Source organism: Rhizorhabdus histidinilytica, assembly GCF_900167915.1.
Lineage (GTDB): Bacteria > Pseudomonadota > Alphaproteobacteria > Sphingomonadales > Sphingomonadaceae > Rhizorhabdus > Rhizorhabdus histidinilytica.
Genome location: NZ_FUYM01000005.1, coordinates 212328 through 228502, shown reverse-complemented (window position 1 = coordinate 228502; position 16175 = coordinate 212328). Strand labels below are relative to the sequence as shown.

Here is a 16175-nt window from a genome sequence, read left to right as displayed (position 1 = left end):
ATCATGGGCAAAACACCGCAACAACGCAAGCCGCGTTCGCTATGCCTTCGCTAGGATCATGGCGCCCGCACATGTCGCGGGCCAGCAGTGAGACGATCCGTGCCCTTCCCCTGCCTCCAGCCCCAGCCCGCCGACCCCCTGCTGTCGCTCGCGCAGATCGCGGGCGCCGACCGGCGGCCGTCGCGCCTCGACCTCAGCGTCGGCGTCTATCGCGACGAGGCCGGACGGACCCCGGTGATGCGCGCGGTGAAGGCGGCCGAGCATCGGCTCGCGGAGACCCAGCCGACCAAGGCCTATCTCGGCATCCTGGGCAACGCCGTGTTCCTCGACCATGTCCGCGCGCTGGTGATGCCGGGGGTGGACGCGCAGGACGTCGCCGCGATCCAGACGCCGGGCGGCACCGCGGCGCTGCGGCTCGCCGCCGAGCTGCTCGCGGCGGGCAAGCCCGATCGCACCATCTGGGTCGGCACCCCGACCTGGTCGAACCACCTGCCGCTGCTCGGCGAGGCGCGGCTCGACGTGCGCTGCTTCCCCGCCTTCGACATCGCAACCCAGGCGCCGCTGGTCGACCGCATGCTCGACATCATCGCCGCCGCCGCGCCCGGCGACGCTTTCCTGCTCCAGCCGCTGTGCCACAATCCGACCGGGGTCGACCTGATGCCCGATGCCCTCGCCGCGATCGCCGACGCGCTGGCCGCGCGCGGGGTCGTGCCGCTGATCGACATCGCCTATCATGGCTTCGGCCGATCGCTGGACGAGGATAGCGAGCGGCTCAGCGCGCTGCTCGACCGGCTGCCCCATGCGCTGCTGACCTATTCGTGCAGCAAGAATTTCGGGCTCTACCGGGAGCGGGCCGGCGCGCTGTTCAGCATCAACCGGGGCGGGGCGTTGCGTGATCTGATCACCGGCAACCTCCAGGCGCTGGCGCGGACGAGTTGGTCGATGCCGCCCGACCATGGCGCGGCGGTCGTCGCGACCATCCTCGGCGACGCGGCGCTCGCGGCCGACTGGCGGCAGGAGCTGGCGGCGATGGTCGCCCGCGTCCACGCGGTGCGGCAGGCGCTCGCCGGCCATGGCGTCGTCGGCGCGATCGACCTCGGCCCCGTCGCGGGACAGTCGGGCATGTTCAGCCTGCTGCCGTTCGGCGCCGAGCTCGTCGCGCGGCTGCGCGGCGACCATGCGGTCTACATTCCCGATTCGGGCCGGATCAACATCGCCGGGCTCGCCGCCGAGCGCGTCGACGGCTTCGTCGCGGCGTTGCGTGCGGCGCAGATGCGCTCGGCCGCCTGACCATGGCGCGGTTCGGCGTGATCGGCGCCGGCGCGATCGGCAGCACCATCGCCTGCCGCCTCGCCGCGGCGGGCGAGGAGGTCGTGCTGTTCGCGCGGGGACCGCGCCGCGCGGCGGTGGAACGCGACGGACTGCGCGTCCGCATCGGCGACACGGTGCAGGCGGCGCGGCCGGCGGTCGCCGAGAGCGGGGCGGCGATCGCCTGCGACACGCTGTTCCTCGCGGTCAAGGCCGACGCGCTGCCCGCCTTGCTCCACGCGATCGTCGCGGCGCGCCATGCCGGCACCAGCATCGTCCCGCTCTGCAACGGCCTGCCCTGGTGGTACCGCCAGGCGGACGGCGCACCGGGTGGCGCGATCGAGGCGGTCGATCCGGGCGGGCGGCTGGCCGCGGCGATCGACCCTGCGAGCGTGGTCGGCGCCGTCCTGTTCCTGCGCGCCGCGCTCGACGCCGACGGCATGGTCGAATCGCAGGGCGGCGAGCGGATGGTGATTGGCGCGGTGGCCGGCGGCGACGACGCCCTGCCCGGGATCGCCACCGCGCTGGAAGGCGCGGGGATCGCTTGTCCGGTGGCGCCGTCGATCCGGCAGGTGCTGTGGAGCAAGATCGCGCTGAATCTCGCCACTAACCCGCTGTCGGCCGTCAGCCGCGCGACGCTGGCGCAGATGTGCGACGACGATCGCCTGCTCGGCATCGTTCGCGCGATCCTGGCGGAGACGCTGGCACTCGCCGCGCTCGACGGCCAGGCGCCGCGCGAAAGCGTCGACGATCTGGTCGCGATCACCCGCCGCGCGGGGCCCTTCCTCACCTCGATGGCGCAGGACGCGATCGCGGGCCGCCCGCTGGAACTCGCGGCGATCGCCCAGGCGGTGCTCGACCTCGCCGGCGATCATGTCCATCCGATGCCGGTCGCCAGGGCGGTCGCGGCGATGGCCGCCTGGCTGCACCCGCCGCGCGCGGCCGCAGCCTGATCGGTCAGCCCTCGCGGCGGAGCACGACGGTCAGGTTGTTGGCCGGCATCGGGTGGACCGCCTCCAGCCGCAGCCCCTCGCCCCCGGCCAGCGCGACGACATCCTCCAGCCGGCGCAGGCCCCAGCGCGGATCGCGGCGGCGCAGGTCGGCGTCGAAGGCGAGGTTGCTGGGCGCCGTCTCGACGCCCTGCTGGAAATAGGGGCCGTAGAGGACCAGCGGCGCGCCAGCCGGCAGAAGTCTCCCGGCCGCGCGCATCAGGCCGACCGTCGCCTCCCACGGGCTGATATGGACCATGTTGACGCACAGCATCGCGTCGGCGCGGTCGACCGGCCAGTCGGCGGCGGCGGCATCGATCGTCAGCGGGGGACGGAGGTTGGGCAGGCGCACCGCCTCGGCCCAGGCGCGAATCGAGGCGATCGCCGACGGGTCGGGATCGCTCGGCAGCCAGACGAGGTGCGGGAAGGCCTGCGCGAGGAAGATCGCATGCTCGCCGGTGCCGCTGGCCACTTCGAGCACGGTGCCTTCGGGAGGGAGCACGTCGCGCAGGATCGCGGCGATCGGCTCGCGGTTGCGCGCGGTGGCGGGGGCGAAGCGGCGGGCGTCGGTCATGGCGTGCTTATAGTCCTCCCGGCGGCCTCGTCATCCCGGATGCCGCCGGCACCGTCCAGGCCGGAAGCGCGCGGCATCCGGTCGGGAAACGACTACGCTTCGTCGAGACCGCTGGCGCCGGCGGCGACCGGTATCGATCTCATCCGTTGGGCGGGCTTCATGCCGAGGAGGAGCATCATGGCCGACCCTTTCTATGCGAAGCGCAACCCCGGCACCGGCGGCGAGACCCACCAGACCCCCAGCGAGGGAGAGGAGACCGTCCTCACCACCCAGCAGGGCGTCGCCGTGGCCGACGACCAGAATTCGCTGAAGATCGGCGAGCAGGGCCCCACGCTGCTGGAGGACTTCCATTTCCGGGAGAAGATCTTCCACTTCGATCATGAGCGGATTCCCGAGCGGGTCGTCCATGCGCGCGGCTATGGCGTCCACGGGCGCTTCACCCTCGACAGGTCGCTCAGCGACTATACCACCGCGGCGGTGCTTACCGAGGTCGGCGAGACGACGCCGATGTTCGTCCGCTTCTCGACCGTGATCGGCAACAAGGGATCGTTCGACCTGTCCCGCGATGTCCGCGGCTTCGCGGCGAAATTCTATACCAAGCAGGGCAACTGGGACATCGTCGCGAACAACATCCCGGTGTTCTTCATCCAGGACGCGATCAAATTCCCCGACCTGATCCACGCCGCCAAGCCCGCGCCCGACCGTGAATTCCCCCAGGCGCAGACCGCGCATGACAATTTCTGGGACTTCATCAGCCTGACGCCCGAAAGCATGCACATGATCATGTGGGTCATGTCGGACCGGGCGATCCCCCGCTCCTTCCGCTTCATGGAGGGGTTCGGCGTCCACAGCTTCCGGCTGATCAACGCGAAGGGCGAGGGCTGCTTCGTCAAATTCCACTTCAAGCCCCGGCTGGGCCTGCAGTCGGTGCTGTGGAATGAGGCGCTGAAGATCAACGGCGCCGATCCCGATTTCCATCGCCGGGACCTGTGGGACGCGATCGAGGCGGGCATGCCGCCCGAATGGGACCTGGGCGTCCAGCTGTTCGACGATGATTTCGCCGAGCGCTTCGAATTCGACGTCCTCGACCCGACCAAGATCATTCCCGAGGAACAGGTGCCGGTGGAGATCATCGGCCGCTTCGTGCTCGACGGCCGGGTCGACAATTTCTTCGCGGAGACCGAGCAGGTCGCCTTCTGCACGCAGAACGTCGTGCCGGGCATCGGCTTCTCGAACGATCCGCTGCTGCAGGGGCGCAACTTCTCCTATCTCGATACCCAGCTGAAGCGGCTCGGCTCGCCCAACTTCACCCATATCCCGATCAATGCGCCGCGCTGCCCGATCCACAACCATCAGCAGGACGGGCACATGGCGATGCGCAACCCGCGCGGCCGGGTAAACTACGAACCGAACAGCTGGGGCGTGGGGCCGAAGGAGGACCCCGCGACCGGCTATCGCCATTTCGCCGCGGCCGAGAACGGCAGCCGCCAGCAGGTCCGCTCGGCGACCTTCGCCGACCATTATAGCCAGGCGCGGCAGTTCTTCGTCAGCCAGACGCCGATCGAGCAGAAGCATATCGGCGATGCGCTGGTGTTCGAGCTCAGCAAATGCCTGCGCCCGGACATCCGCGAACGGATGGTCGCACATCTGCGCAACATCCATCCCGACCTGGCGCAGGCGGTCGCGACCGGCCTCGGCCTGCCCCGACTGCCCGAGCCGCATCCAGCGGCGATCGAGCCGCGCACCGATCTGCCGCCTTCCGACGCCCTGTCGATCGTCAAGCGGGGGCCGATGCGATTCGAAGGGCGCAAGCTCGGCATCCTCGTCAGCCACGGCGCCGATGCGGCCATCGTCAACGGCCTGATCGAAACCGTCACGGCCGAGCGCGGCGTATGCGAGATCGTGGCGCCGCATATAACGGGCGCGCGGTTGTCGGACGGCGCCATGATCGAGGCACAGCAGAAGATCGACGGCGGGTCGTCGGTGCTCTACGATGCGATCGCCGTCATCCTCTCGCCCGAAGGGGCGGCGATGCTCGCCCAGGACAAGACCGCCAGGGACTTCGTCAGCGACGCCTTCGCCCACTGCAAATTCATCGGCCACAGCGAGGCGGCGACGCTGCTGTTCGAGAAGGCGGGGATCGCGCCCGAGGACATCGACGAAGGCTTCGTCGCACTGACCGGCAAGGCCGACGCGAAGGCGTTCGTCACCGCCTGCGGCCGGCTCCGCTTCTGGGACCGCGAGCTGAAGGTCGACCTCGACGCCGCAGGCCTGCCGGCCTGAAGGGGCTTACTCCGCCGCCTGCGGAAGTGCGTCGTCCTTCCACACCAGCACGGGCTTGCGCGCGGCGGCGGTCTCGTCGAGGCGGCGCCGCGGGGCGAGCGCGGGGGCGGCCTTGAGCGCCTCGTCTCCGGCCCTGGCACGGCTCGCCACCGAGCGCAGCGCGCCGATGAACTGGTCGAGCGCCGCCTTGCTCTCGGTCTCGGTCGGCTCGATCAGCATCGCGCCGTGGACGACGAGCGGGAAGTACATCGTCATCGGGTGGAAGCCCTCGTCGATCAGCCCCTTGGCGATGTCGAGCGTGGTGAACCCCTGCGCCAGCCCCTCGTCGCTGAACAGCGCCTCGTGCATGCACGGGCCGCTGTCGCCGAACGGCGCGTCGAGCAGGTCGTCGAGGCTGCGCAGGACATAGTTGGCGTTGAGCACCGCATCCTCGGATACCTGGCGCAGGCCGTCGGCGCCATGGCTGAGGATATAGGTGAGCGCGCGGGTGAACATGCCCATCTGGCCGTGGAAGGCGGTCATGCGGCCGAAGCTGCCGGGATGATCCTCGCCCGCCGTCTCCTCCTCGACCAGCTTGAAGCTGCCGTCGGCCTGCCTGGCAACGAAGGGCAGGGGAGCGTAGGGCGCCAGCGCCTCCGACAGCACCACCGGGCCCGAGCCGGGACCGCCGCCGCCATGCGGGGTCGAGAAGGTCTTGTGCAGGTTGATGTGCATCGCATCGATGCCGAGGTCGCCGGGGCGCACCCGGCCGACGATCGCGTTGAAGTTGGCGCCGTCGCAATAGACATAGCCGCCAGCCGCATGGACCGCGTCCGAGATGCGCTTCATGTCGCGCTCGAACAGGCCGCAGGTGTTGGGATTGGTGATCATCACCCCGGCGACGTCGGGGCCGAGCCGGGCGGTCAGCGCGGCGAGGTCGACCCGGCCGTCGGCGGTCGCCGGGATGTTCTCGACCTTGTAGCCGCAGAAGGCGGCGGTCGCCGGGTTGGTGCCGTGCGCCGATTCGGGGACCAGGATCACCGATCGGTCGCTGCCCGCCGCGTCGTGCGCGGCGCGGATCGCGAGCAGGCCGCACAGCTCGCCATGCGCGCCGGCCTTGGGGCTCATCGCGACGGCGTGCATGCCGGTCAGGGTGATCAGCCACTGGGCCAGCTCGTCGATCACCGCCAGCGCGCCCTGCACCGTATCGACCGGCGCGAGCGGGTGGATGTCGGCGAAGCCGGGCAGGCGCGCCATCTTCTCGTTGAGGCGCGGGTTATGCTTCATCGTGCACGAGCCGAGCGGGAACAGGCCGAGGTCGATCGCGTAATTCTGCCGGCTGAGGCGGGTGTAGTGGCGCACCGCCTCGGGCTCGGTCAGGCCGGGCAGGCCGATCGGGCGGCTGCGCTCTAGCCCGCCGAGGCGGCCCGCGACGCGTGGTGCCTCGGGCAGGTCGACCCCGGTGCGGGCATAGTCGTCGCGCTCGAAGATCAGGCCTTCCTCGAGCATCAGCGCGCGGTTGCCTGTGAAGGTCGCCGGGGCCTGCGCTGCCGCGACGGTGGTTTCCGGGCGCGTCACGCGGCCTTCGCTGTTCATGCTCATGCCGCGATCTCCGCTTCGAGGGCCTGGGCCAGGGTTTCGACGTCCTCCCCGCTCGCCGTCTCGGTCACAGCGACGACCAGGCCGCCCGCGAGGCTCGCCTCACCCGGATAGAGCCGGCCGAGCGAGACACCGCCGAGAATGCCCTTGTCGGCGAGCGAGCGGACCACCGGCCGCGCCTCGCGGGGCAGCTTCAGGGTGAACTCGTTGAAGAAGGCGCCGTTGACCAGCTCGACACCGGGAACCCGCGCCAGCCGCTCCGCCGCGGCGACCGCGCCGGCATGGTTGAGCTCGGCCAGGCGGCGCAGCCCGGTCTCGCCGAGCAGGGTCAGGTGGATCGAGAAGGCGAGCGCGCAGAGCCCGGCATTGGTGCAGATGTTCGAGGTCGCCTTCTCGCGGCGGATATGCTGCTCGCGGGTCGACAGGGTCAGCACGAAGCCGCGCTGGCCGTCGGCGTCGGCGGTGACCCCGGCGAGGCGGCCGGGCATCTGGCGGACATGCTTCTCGGCGCAGGCGAACAGGCCGACATAGGGACCGCCGAAGTTGAGGCCGACGCCGATCGACTGGCCTTCGCCGACGACGATGTCGGCACCCATCTCGCCGGGCGAGCGGATCGCGCCGAGCGCCACCGGCTCGGTGACGACGACGACCAGCAGCGCGCCCTTCTCATGGGCCCGTGCCGCCAGCTCGGACAGGTCGGCGACATGGCCGAGGATATTGGGGTTCTGGACGACGACGCAGCTCGTCTCGCCGTCGATCGCAGCGAGCAGGCGGGCCATGTCGTCGCCGGGCGCGCCGGGGGTGAGATCGGGGATGGCGACGTCGAGCCGGTCGCCGGTGAAGCGTGCCATCGTCTTGGCGAGCGAGACATAATGCGGGTGGAGGCCCGCCGACAGGACGGCCTTCGCCCGCTTGGTGACGCGGCGGGCCATGGTGATCGCCTCCCAGCAGGCGGTCGACCCGTCATACATCGAGGCGTTGGCGACGTCGCAGCCGAACAGCCGCGCCACTTGTGTCTGAAACTCGAACAGCGCCTGCAGCGTGCCCTGCGCGATCTCGGGCTGATAGGGGGTGTAGCTGGTCAGGAACTCGCCGCGCTGGATCAGGTGATCGACGCTGGCCGGGACATGGTGGCGATAGGCGCCGCAGCCGAGGAAGAAGGGCGCCTCCCCCGCCGACAGGTTGCGCCTGGCGAGCCGGCTCATATGCCGCTCGACCGCCAGCTCGGAAGCATGAGCGGGCAGACCGGCGATCGGCCCGGCGAGGCGCGCGGCCTCGGGCACGTCGGCGAACAGGTCGTCGATCGAGGCGGCGCCGATCCTGGCGAGCATCGCCGAACGATCGGCATCGGTGAGGGGCAGGTAGCGCATCGCACGTTACTCCCCCCTCCCTTCAAGGGAGGGGCTAGGGGTGGGTGGCGGAGCCGGGGGGCTCGATGCCCCTCGGCGTAGCCGTGCGGGAGGCCGAGGATGCTAGAGCTGCGCTCGCACCCACCCCCCGGCCCCCCTCCCTTGAAAGGGAGGGGGAGAGGGTCACAATCCCTCGCAGAACGCCTTGTAAGCGGCGGCGTCCATCAGGCCCTCGAGCTCGGCCGGGTCGGCGAGCGCGAGCTTGAAGAACCAGCCGTCGCCCTCGGGTGCGCTGTTGACCAGGGCGGGGTCCTCCTCCAGCGCGGCGTTGACCTCGCTCACCGTGCCGGTGACGGGGGCGAACACGTCCGAGGCCGCCTTGACCGATTCGACCACCGCGGCCTCGCCGCCCTTGGCGACGTTGGCGCCGGCGGCGGGCAGCTCGACGAACACGATGTCGCCGAGCTGGGCCTGCGCATAATCGGTGATGCCGACGGTGGCGGTGCCGCCGTTGACGGTGATCCACTCATGGTCTTCGGTGAAATAGGTCGTCATCGGTCAGCTCCCTTGGCGGACATAACGGTGGGGGACGAAAGGCATGGGGGCGACGACGGCGTCGAGCCGCTTGCCGCGCACCTCGATCTGGAGCGGGCGGTTGAGCTCGGCGCTGGCCGCCTGGACATAGCCCATCGCGATCGGCACCTGCAGCGAGGGCGAGAAGCCGCCCGAGCTGACCGCGCCGACCGGCGTGTCGCCGTCGAAGATCGGCGCGCCCTCGCGCGCCGGCAGGCGGCCCGCGAGGATCAGGCCGATCCGCTTGCGGGCGGGGCCCTCGCGCAGGTCGCGGACGATCCGGGTCGCGCCCGGAAAGCCGCCCTCGGCGCGGCGGCGCTTGGGCACCGCGAAGCCGAGGCCGGCGGTCGCCGGATCGGTATCGGTGTCGAGGTCGTGGCCGTAGAGCGGCAGACCGGCCTCGAGCCGCAGCGAATCGCGCGCGCCCAGGCCGATCGGCTTCACCTCGGGCTGGGCGAGCAGCAGCGTCGCCGCCGCCTCGGCCGCCTCGGCGGGGAGCGAGATTTCGAACCCGTCTTCGCCGGTATAGCCCGAGCGGCTGATCCACACCGGCGCCCCGGCCAGCTCGAACGCGCCGGCGGTCATGAAGGTCAGCATCTCGACCCCGGGGCAGATACGGGAAAGCGCGTCGACCGCTTTGGGGCCCTGCAGCGCCAGCAGCGCGTGCTCGTCGAGATGGTTGAGCGTCAGTTCCTCGGGCAGATGTTCGTGGAGATGGGCGATGTCGTCGGCCTTGGTCGCGCCGTTGACGACCAGGTAGAAGTCGCCCGCGCGGCGCGTCACCATCAGGTCGTCGAGGATGCCGCCCTGATCGTCGAGCAGCAGCGAATAGCGCATCCGGTCGACGCCGAGATTGACGAAGTCGCCCGGCATCAGCGCCTCGAGCGCCGTATCGACTCCGTCGCCGCTGACCAGCAGCTGGCCCATGTGCGACACGTCGAACAGCCCCGCCGATTCGCGGGTCCACAGATGCTCGGCGAGGATGCCTTCATATTGGATCGGCATCGAATAGCCGGCGAAGGGCACCATGCGCGCGCCCTGGTCGCGGTGCCACCGGTCGAGCGGCAGGGTCTGGATGATGTCGTCCTGCTCTTCGGGGGTCAGGTCTTCGCTCACAATGCTCTCCGTGACGGCCAGTGACGCCGGGCGCGGTTCGCCCGTCGATCATGGCCCCCTCTGTCACGGAACCTGAGAGCTTTCGCCGCACCTGAGACGGTCCGGCTTACCCCTTCGGTGGGATGACCAGCCTATAGGCCGCCCATCCGCTTTCCAGAGTGTCGATCCTAACCACGCGGTCCTTTGACCTGAGAGATTCCGGGGCGGTTGCTCCTTCGGCGGCCGGGTCTCCCCGACGCTCTCCCGCATGGTCAGCGCCGGTATCCCGGCGACGACGCGGCCAGCCTTGGCGTGGCGCCGCTCCCAAGTCAACGACCGATGTGGCGGCGCCCGAAACGATCCACAGATTCGAAGGAGGGGCGATCGAAGCAGGACACGGGCCCGAAGGGCCCGCAAGGCCGAACGGCCGCCGAGCTCCGCGCTCCGCGCTCGCCAGCGCCTCGCGCTGGCTGCGCCGTCGCTTATGCGAGGAAAGCCAAGGCCAGCGAATGCTGGCCGCCCGGCGCCTGAGGGTCTAAAAAATCAGCGCGCGGCGTTGTAGGCGAGCTGGCTCTCGGTGAGCTGGAAGCCGATCAGTAGCTCGAAATTGGCGTTGTTGACCGCTTCGCGCACCGCGGGTTCGTTCATCGGGTCGAGCGCGGCGTCGGCGTCGCCCGCCTTGCGCTTGCGGTTGATCCGCCGGACGATGTCCTCGGACAGGGTCGCCGCGGCGCGCGAGACCATCGCGGTGGCGGAGGTGTGGACCGTACCGCGCAGCTGGCCCTCGGGGAAGACGATCGACACCTGGCCGAGCTGTTTCGATTCGATCTTGGTGCCGGCGCGCAGCACCGTCGCGAACCAGGGCAGGGTGACGGTGCGTGCGGGGCCGGCGGTGGCGCGGCGCGCCTGGACGTCGAACTCGGCGGTCACCTGGATCTGCGGGCCGTTGCCGGCCTCGTTGCAGGTGGCGCGCAGGTTGGCGATGCTGGCGGTGACGTCGATCGCCTCGGCGCGGCGCTCGGCCGGCGGATTGAACAGGGTGATGTCGCCCGTATAGGTCGGGATCGCCGTCGCCGGGCAGGCCGACCGGGCGATCCGGAAGCCGCCGCGCTCGTCGAACTCGGTATCCGTCTTGCAGGCCGCGAGCACGAGCATGGCAAGGAGGATCGCGGAGGTCTTGGGAAACTGCACGGGGTCGGCATCCTTCACTTCATCACCGGGCGATGCACATCCGCCCGGCCGTCGGTCGGCGCAATGCATAGTGTGTGATCGTTTGAGGTGGAAGCGCAAAGCGCTTTCCCCTTCGGTGATCAGGCTCTAAGGCCCAGCCATGGCCGATACCGCTCTTCCCCCGCTCGACCTGCTGATCGCCGCGCCGCGCGGCTTCTGCGCGGGCGTCGACCGGGCGATCCGCATCGTCGAGCTGACGATCGAGAAATACGGCCCGCCCGTCTATGTCCGGCACGAGATCGTCCACAACAAATATGTCGTCGACGACCTGAAGGCGAAGGGCGCGATCTTCGTCGAGGAGCTCGACGAGGTACCCGACGACGTCCCCGTCGTCTTCTCGGCGCACGGCGTGCCCAAGGCGGTGCCTGCCAAGGCCGCCGAGCGCGGGCTCAACTATCTCGACGCGACCTGTCCGCTGGTGTCGAAGGTCCACCGCCAGGCCGAGCGGCTGGTGAAGAACGGCCACCATATCCTGTTCATCGGCCACAAGGGCCATCCCGAGGTGATCGGCACCTTCGGCCAGGTGCCCGAGGGCGTGATGACGCTGGTCGAGACCGCCGCCGACGCCGAGGCGGTGGCGGTGCCCGACGGCGCCCCGCTCGCCTTCCTCAGCCAGACCACCCTGTCGGTCGACGACACCGTCGAGATCATCGGCGTGCTGCGCCGCCGCTTCCCGCAGATCGAGGCGCCGCGCAGCGAGGACATCTGCTACGCCACCTCGAACCGCCAGGCTGCGGTCAAGGCGATCGCGCCGAAATGCGACGCGATGCTGGTGATCGGCGCGCCCAACAGCTCCAACTCGCTGCGCCTCGTCGAGGTGGCCGAGCGGCAGGGCGTCAAGGCTCGGCTGATCCAGCGCGCGGCCGAGATCGACTTCGCCTGGCTCGACGGCGTCGCCACGCTGGGCATCACCGCCGGCGCCTCGGCGCCCGAGATATTGGTGCGCGAACTGGTCGATATGCTGGCGACCCGCTTCGCCGTCCGCGAATGCGAGGTCGAATCGGTGACGGAGGACATGTTGTTCAAGCTCCCCAGGGCGCTGGTCGCCTGATGGCCGTCTACACGCAGGTCTCCACGGAGGAGATGACCGCCTTCCTCCACCGTTACGACGTCGGCACGCTGCTGTCGGCGAAGGGAATCGCCGAGGGGGTCGAGAACAGCAACTACCTGATCGAGACGACCGCCGGCCGCTTCATCCTGACGCTTTACGAGAAGCGGGTGAACGTCGACGACCTGCCCTTCTTCTGCGCGCTGACCGACCATCTCGCCGCCAAGGGCCTCAACATCCCGCGCATGCTGCGCGACCGGCGCGGCGAGCAGCTCCAGACGCTGGCCGGGCGACCCGCTTGCCTGATCGAATTCCTGTCGGGCGTGTCGGTCACCCATCCGACCCCGGCGCAGGCGCGCGCGGCGGGCGGGGCGCTCGGCGACATGCACAAGGCGCTCGCCGACTTCCGGCTCGGCCGGCCCAACAGCCTCGACCTCGCTGGCTGGCGCGCGCTGGCCGAGCGGTGCGGTGCCGACCTCGACCATATCCAGCCCGGCCTGCGCGGCCGGGTGATGGCGGAGGTCGAGTGGCTGGAGGCGAACTGGCCGCGCCACCTGCCGACCGCGGTGATCCACGCCGATCTCTTCCCCGACAATGTGCTGATGCTGGGCGACGAGGTGAGCGGCGTCATCGACTTCTACTTCGCCTGCACCGACATCCGCGCCTGGGACGTGGCGGTGACCCACGCCGCCTGGTGCTTCGAAAATGACGGCACCGGCTACCACGCCGATCTGGGCCGGGCGTTGATCGCCGGCTACGACCGCCAGTTCGGCCTGTCGACCGACGAGCGGCTCGCCTTCCCGATCCTGGCGCGCGGCGCGTGCCTGCGCTTCCTGCTGACCCGCGCCTGGGACTGGCTCAATACGCCGGCCGACGCGCTCGTCACCCGCAAGGACCCGATCGCCTTCCTGCGCCGGCTCGACTTCTATGCCGAGGCCGATCCCGAAACGCTCGTCGCGGCCTGACCTTTCCGCCATGACCGAGCTTCCCCTCGTCGAGATCGCGACCGACGGCGCGTGCAAGGGCAATCCCGGGCGCGGCGGCTGGGGCGCGCTGCTCCGCTTCGGCGCGACCGAGAAGGAGATGTCGGGCGCCGAGAACCCCAGCACCAACAATCGCATGGAGCTGATGGCCGCGATCAGCGCCTTGGAAGCGCTCAGGAAGCCGTGCCGGGTCAAGCTGTCGACCGACAGCCGCTACGTCATGGACGGGCTGACCAAGTGGATCCACGGCTGGCGCAAGAATGGCTGGAAGACCGCCGACAAGAAGCCGGTCAAGAATGCCGAGCTCTGGCAGCGCCTGCTCGCCGCCGCGGCGCCGCACCGGATCGAATGGATCTGGGTGAAGGGCCATGCCGGCCATCCCGACAACGAACGCGCCGACAAGCTGGCGAGCGACGCGGCGCTCGGGCTGTAAGCCCGAGCTTTTGTTTGTTTGGCCTCAGGCGCCGGCGTGCGCATCCGCGCACTTGGCTATCCTCGCATAAGCTCGGGCGCGCATTCGCGCTTGCGGAGCCCTCCGGGCTCCGAGGTCAAGCTCTTGCGGTGGAACGGGACGCGCAGCGTCCCGTAAGGCCGAATGGCCGCCCGAGCTTATGCGAGGATAGCCAAGCGAGGCGGATGCCTCGCGCCCGGCGCCTGAGGGCCCAACAAACAAACTACCGATTTCGGGAGAAATCGGTTTCTACGACATTGTCGATCGCCTGGGCGATCTGGGTGGGGACCGAGCCGATCTCGTGTTGGAGCAGCACGCCGAGCTTGCTCGCCTGATCGAACAACTCGTCGATCACCGCCGGCGGGCAGGTCTGCCGGGCGCATTGGCGGGCGATCGCGGCGAGCAGGCGCGACAGGCTGAAGGTGCCGAAGCTGTCGAGCAGTGTGCGCAGCGCCTCGGTCTCGGCCATCGCCAGGTCCCAGGCCTGCGCGCGTACCGCGGCGGCGATGCGCCGGGGCCGGTCGCTGACGTCGAACATCAGCATCTTCATCAGCACCGCGGCGTCGGCATAGCCCGCCGTCTCGACGAGCAGGTTGAGCCGCTCCCGGTCGAAGCTGTCGCCGCCCGCCCCCGCCATGGCGGGCCGGTTGCGGCGCATCGTGCCGATCATGTCGAGCAGCTGGCCCGAGACGATCGGCTTGGGCAGGAAGCTGTCGATCCCCGCCTCGAAATAGACGCGGCGCCGCTCGGGCATCGAATCGGCGCTGATCGCCAGGATCGGCGTGTCCGATGCGGGTGGATCGAGCGCGCGGATCGCGCGGGTCGCCTCGAGCCCGTCGAGCTCGGGCATCTGCATGTCCATCAGCACCAGGTCGAACGGCTGGGTGGCGATCGCCCCCAGCGCCTTGCGGCCGTCCTCGACCGCGACGACCTCATGTCCCTCGCGCGCGAGCAGGCCCGCCATCAGCCGGCGGTTGATCGGATTGTCCTCGGCCAGCAGAATGCGCATCGGCCCGGTCGCCTTGCCGGCCATCGCCTCGGCCGCCGCGGCGTCGGCGCGCTTGAACGGCAGCTCGACCGAGAAGGTCGTGCCCTTGCCCGGATCGCTCGACGCGGCGATCGATCCGCCCATCGCCTCCGCCAGCTGCTGGCTGATCGCGAGGCCGAGCCCGGTCCGCCCCTGCAGCCGCATCCGTGCCGCGTCGACCTGCTCCCCCCGCGAGAAGATGCGGCCGAGCGCCTCCTGACCGATGCCGCGCCCGCTGTCGCGGACGATGATCATCCACCAGTCGGCGTCACCGTCGGAACGCGTCGGCGACAAGCTGATCGAAACGCGGCCCGTCTCGGTGAATTTGATCGCGTTGCTGATAAGATTCGACAGCAGCTGCTGCAGCCGGGCGGGATCGCCGCGCACCGGCCGGGGATCACCGTCGAGCCCGAACGCGTCGAGCCCGAGGCCCTTGGCCGCGGCTGCGCCGTTGTGGAGGTCGACCGTGGTGCGGACAACCGACACCAGGTCGAAATTGATGCTCTCGATGACCACCCGGCCCGATTCGATACGGCTATAGTCGAGCATGTCGTCGACCACGCTCATGACCGTCGTCGCCGCTTGGCTCAAGCTGGCGAACTGGGCCTGGCGCTGGCTGTCCTGCGGCTCGCGGCGCAGCGCGTCGATCGCGGCGAGCAGGCCGTGCATCGGCGTCCGGATTTCATGGCTCACCACCTCTAGCATCTCGGCGCGGGTACGTTCGGCGGCGCGGGCCTGGTCGCGTGCGGCGATCAGCGCGCGTTCGGTCTCGACCTCCTCGGTGACGTCGCGCAGGATGCCGATGATCGTCTCGGGCCCGTCGAGCTGCCCGGCGATCTGGACGTGGATTGTCCGTCCGTCGGGTCGCATCCAGCGGAGCCGCGTCATCGGCAGCGATCCGGTACGGAAGGTCTCCGCCACCGCAAGGTCGGCCTTGTCGATGTCGTCGGGATGATAATGGGCGCGGATCATCTCGCTGGTCGGCGCGGTATCGGGCGGGAAGCCGAGGATGCGGTACATCTCGGGCGACCAGACATAGGTGTCGCGGCCGCGATCCGAACGCCAATGGCCCATGCCGGCGAGCGATTCGGCAAGCGTCAGCAGGCGGTTGGCCTCGGCTGTACTCTCAAGCGAAATCGACCTGCTCCCCTCGGCTGGAACGTGATCCTCCCGGCGGGGTCGCCCGAAAGAATCTGGCCCCAGGTGCCTGCCCTGCGGCCTTTTAGTTACAGAAAGAGCTTAAGGGAAAGCGATTGATGTAAACTTTCGTTAATTGCGGAACCGTCCGCCGAGCGTCCGACGCCCGCCCCGGCGGTCAGCCGTCGGGCCGGGTCGCGACATAGACGGCGCAGGCGATCAGCCCCGCCGCGACGGCCAGGCAAATCCACAAGGCGGGCGCCGCGGTCGCCAGCAGCACGCCATAGCCGCCGGCCATGCTGACGATCGCGACGATCTTCGCCTTGCGCGGGATCGCGCCATTTTCGCGCCAGCGCCGGATCGGCGGGCCGAACCAGCGATGGTCGAGCAGCCAGCGTTCGAAGCGCGGGCTCGAATGGCTGAAGCAGGCGGCGGCGAGGATCAGGAAGATCGTCGTCGGCATCACCGGCAGCAGCGCCCCGATGAAGCCGAGTGCGACCATCACCCATCCCAGCGCGAACCAGCCCCAGCGCTTGATGGGATCATGCAT

14 protein-coding genes and 2 riboswitches are annotated in these 16175 nt (G+C 69.8%); of the genes, 6 read left to right on the top strand and 8 right to left on the bottom strand.

The annotated features are described in order from the left end of the window. The first annotated feature begins 99 nt into the window (after window positions 1–99). Window positions 100–1290: an aromatic amino acid transaminase gene (locus B5X82_RS12965; protein WP_079648580.1), complete on the top strand. Its 1191-nt coding sequence runs from the start codon at window positions 100–102 to the stop codon at window positions 1288–1290. Window positions 1291–1292: 2 nt separating this feature from the next. Beyond that, window positions 1293–2261: a ketopantoate reductase family protein gene (locus B5X82_RS12960; RefSeq protein ID WP_079648579.1), complete on the top strand. Its 969-nt coding sequence runs from the start codon at window positions 1293–1295 to the stop codon at window positions 2259–2261. A gap of 4 nt (window positions 2262–2265) precedes the next feature. On the opposite strand, the gene B5X82_RS12955 is transcribed toward B5X82_RS12960, so the two are convergent. Then, window positions 2266–2871: a DUF938 domain-containing protein gene (locus B5X82_RS12955; protein ID WP_079648578.1), complete on the bottom strand. Its 606-nt coding sequence runs from the start codon at window positions 2869–2871 to the stop codon at window positions 2266–2268. A gap of 177 nt (window positions 2872–3048) precedes the next feature. Here B5X82_RS12955 and B5X82_RS12950 point away from each other — a divergent pair, with 177 nt between their 5' ends. Beyond that, window positions 3049–5154: a catalase gene (locus B5X82_RS12950; protein WP_139385099.1), complete on the top strand. Its 2106-nt coding sequence runs from the start codon at window positions 3049–3051 to the stop codon at window positions 5152–5154. Between the two features lie 6 nt (window positions 5155–5160). Here B5X82_RS12950 and gcvPB read toward each other — a convergent pair whose 3' ends face one another. The 5 genes from gcvPB to B5X82_RS12925 all read right to left on the bottom strand — a co-directional run bounded on the left by gcvPB (window position 5161) and on the right by B5X82_RS12925 (window position 11039). Next, window positions 5161–6735, bottom strand: a complete 1575-nt coding sequence (gene gcvPB / locus B5X82_RS12945; RefSeq protein WP_079648577.1) for an aminomethyl-transferring glycine dehydrogenase subunit GcvPB — start codon at window positions 6733–6735, stop codon at window positions 5161–5163. Then, window positions 6732–8102 carry an aminomethyl-transferring glycine dehydrogenase subunit GcvPA gene (gcvPA, locus tag B5X82_RS12940; RefSeq protein WP_079648576.1) on the bottom strand — a complete coding sequence of 457 codons (1371 nt, stop codon included), beginning with the start codon at window positions 8100–8102 and terminating at the stop codon, window positions 6732–6734. Before gcvPA ends, gcvPB begins: the two co-directional genes overlap by 4 nt. A 162-nt stretch (window positions 8103–8264) precedes the next feature. After that, window positions 8265–8636: a glycine cleavage system protein GcvH gene (gcvH, locus tag B5X82_RS12935; protein ID WP_079648575.1), complete on the bottom strand. Its 372-nt coding sequence runs from the start codon at window positions 8634–8636 to the stop codon at window positions 8265–8267. A gap of 3 nt (window positions 8637–8639) precedes the next feature. After that, window positions 8640–9773 (bottom strand): glycine cleavage system aminomethyltransferase GcvT, encoded by a 1134-nt coding sequence (gcvT, locus tag B5X82_RS12930; protein ID WP_139385098.1) that lies wholly within the window; start codon window positions 9771–9773, stop codon window positions 8640–8642. 47 nt (window positions 9774–9820) lie between these two features. After that, window positions 9821–9935, bottom strand: a riboswitch (glycine riboswitch). 1 nt (window position 9936) lies between these two features. Beyond that, a riboswitch (glycine riboswitch) is annotated at window positions 9937–10026 on the bottom strand. 266 nt (window positions 10027–10292) lie between these two features. Next, window positions 10293–11039, bottom strand: a complete 747-nt coding sequence (locus tag B5X82_RS12925; protein ID WP_079648574.1) for a hypothetical protein — start codon at window positions 11037–11039, stop codon at window positions 10293–10295. A gap of 40 nt (window positions 11040–11079) precedes the next feature. On the opposite strand from B5X82_RS12925, the gene ispH reads away from it, so the two are divergent. Genes ispH through rnhA form a run of 3 tightly spaced genes read left to right on the top strand, consistent with a single transcriptional unit; the run spans window position 11080 to window position 13443 of the window. Continuing rightward, entirely contained in the window at window positions 11080–12030 is a 951-nt protein-coding gene (gene ispH, locus B5X82_RS12920; RefSeq protein WP_079648573.1) for a 4-hydroxy-3-methylbut-2-enyl diphosphate reductase, read from the top strand. Then, a complete protein-coding gene (gene thrB, locus B5X82_RS12915; protein WP_079648572.1) occupies window positions 12030–12992 on the top strand; it encodes a homoserine kinase in 963 nt (320 codons plus the stop codon). Before ispH ends, thrB begins: the two co-directional genes overlap by 1 nt. A 10-nt stretch (window positions 12993–13002) precedes the next feature. After that, on the top strand, window positions 13003–13443 hold the full coding sequence (rnhA, locus tag B5X82_RS12910; RefSeq protein ID WP_079648571.1) for a ribonuclease HI: 441 nt from the start codon (window positions 13003–13005) through the stop codon (window positions 13441–13443). 241 nt (window positions 13444–13684) lie between these two features. Here the strand turns inward: rnhA and B5X82_RS12905 are convergent, their stop codons facing one another. Further along, window positions 13685–15589: a PAS domain-containing hybrid sensor histidine kinase/response regulator gene (locus B5X82_RS12905; protein WP_223811430.1), complete on the bottom strand. Its 1905-nt coding sequence runs from the start codon at window positions 15587–15589 to the stop codon at window positions 13685–13687. 214 nt (window positions 15590–15803) lie between these two features. After that, entirely contained in the window at window positions 15804–16175 is a 372-nt protein-coding gene (locus tag B5X82_RS12900; RefSeq protein WP_079648569.1) for a YbaN family protein, read from the bottom strand.

What these genes read in the sequence shown, in the direction of transcription:
- gcvPB (WP_079648577.1), bottom strand. Translation starts at nt 6,735, where the DNA reads ATGAGCATGAACAGCGAAGGCCGCGTGACGCGCCCGGAAACCACCGTC.
- B5X82_RS12960 (WP_079648579.1), top strand. Translation starts at nt 1,293, where the DNA reads ATGGCGCGGTTCGGCGTGATCGGCGCCGGCGCGATCGGCAGCACCATC.
- gcvH (WP_079648575.1), bottom strand. Translation starts at nt 8,636, where the DNA reads ATGACGACCTATTTCACCGAAGACCATGAGTGGATCACCGTCAACGGC.
- B5X82_RS12900 (WP_079648569.1), bottom strand. Translation starts at nt 16,175, where the DNA reads ATGCATGATCCCATCAAGCGCTGGGGCTGGTTCGCGCTGGGATGGGTG.
- rnhA (WP_079648571.1), top strand. Translation starts at nt 13,003, where the DNA reads ATGACCGAGCTTCCCCTCGTCGAGATCGCGACCGACGGCGCGTGCAAG.
- ispH (WP_079648573.1), top strand. Translation starts at nt 11,080, where the DNA reads ATGGCCGATACCGCTCTTCCCCCGCTCGACCTGCTGATCGCCGCGCCG.
- B5X82_RS12955 (WP_079648578.1), bottom strand. Translation starts at nt 2,871, where the DNA reads ATGACCGACGCCCGCCGCTTCGCCCCCGCCACCGCGCGCAACCGCGAG.
- gcvPA (WP_079648576.1), bottom strand. Translation starts at nt 8,102, where the DNA reads ATGCGCTACCTGCCCCTCACCGATGCCGATCGTTCGGCGATGCTCGCC.
- B5X82_RS12950 (WP_139385099.1), top strand. Translation starts at nt 3,049, where the DNA reads ATGGCCGACCCTTTCTATGCGAAGCGCAACCCCGGCACCGGCGGCGAG.
- thrB (WP_079648572.1), top strand. Translation starts at nt 12,030, where the DNA reads ATGGCCGTCTACACGCAGGTCTCCACGGAGGAGATGACCGCCTTCCTC.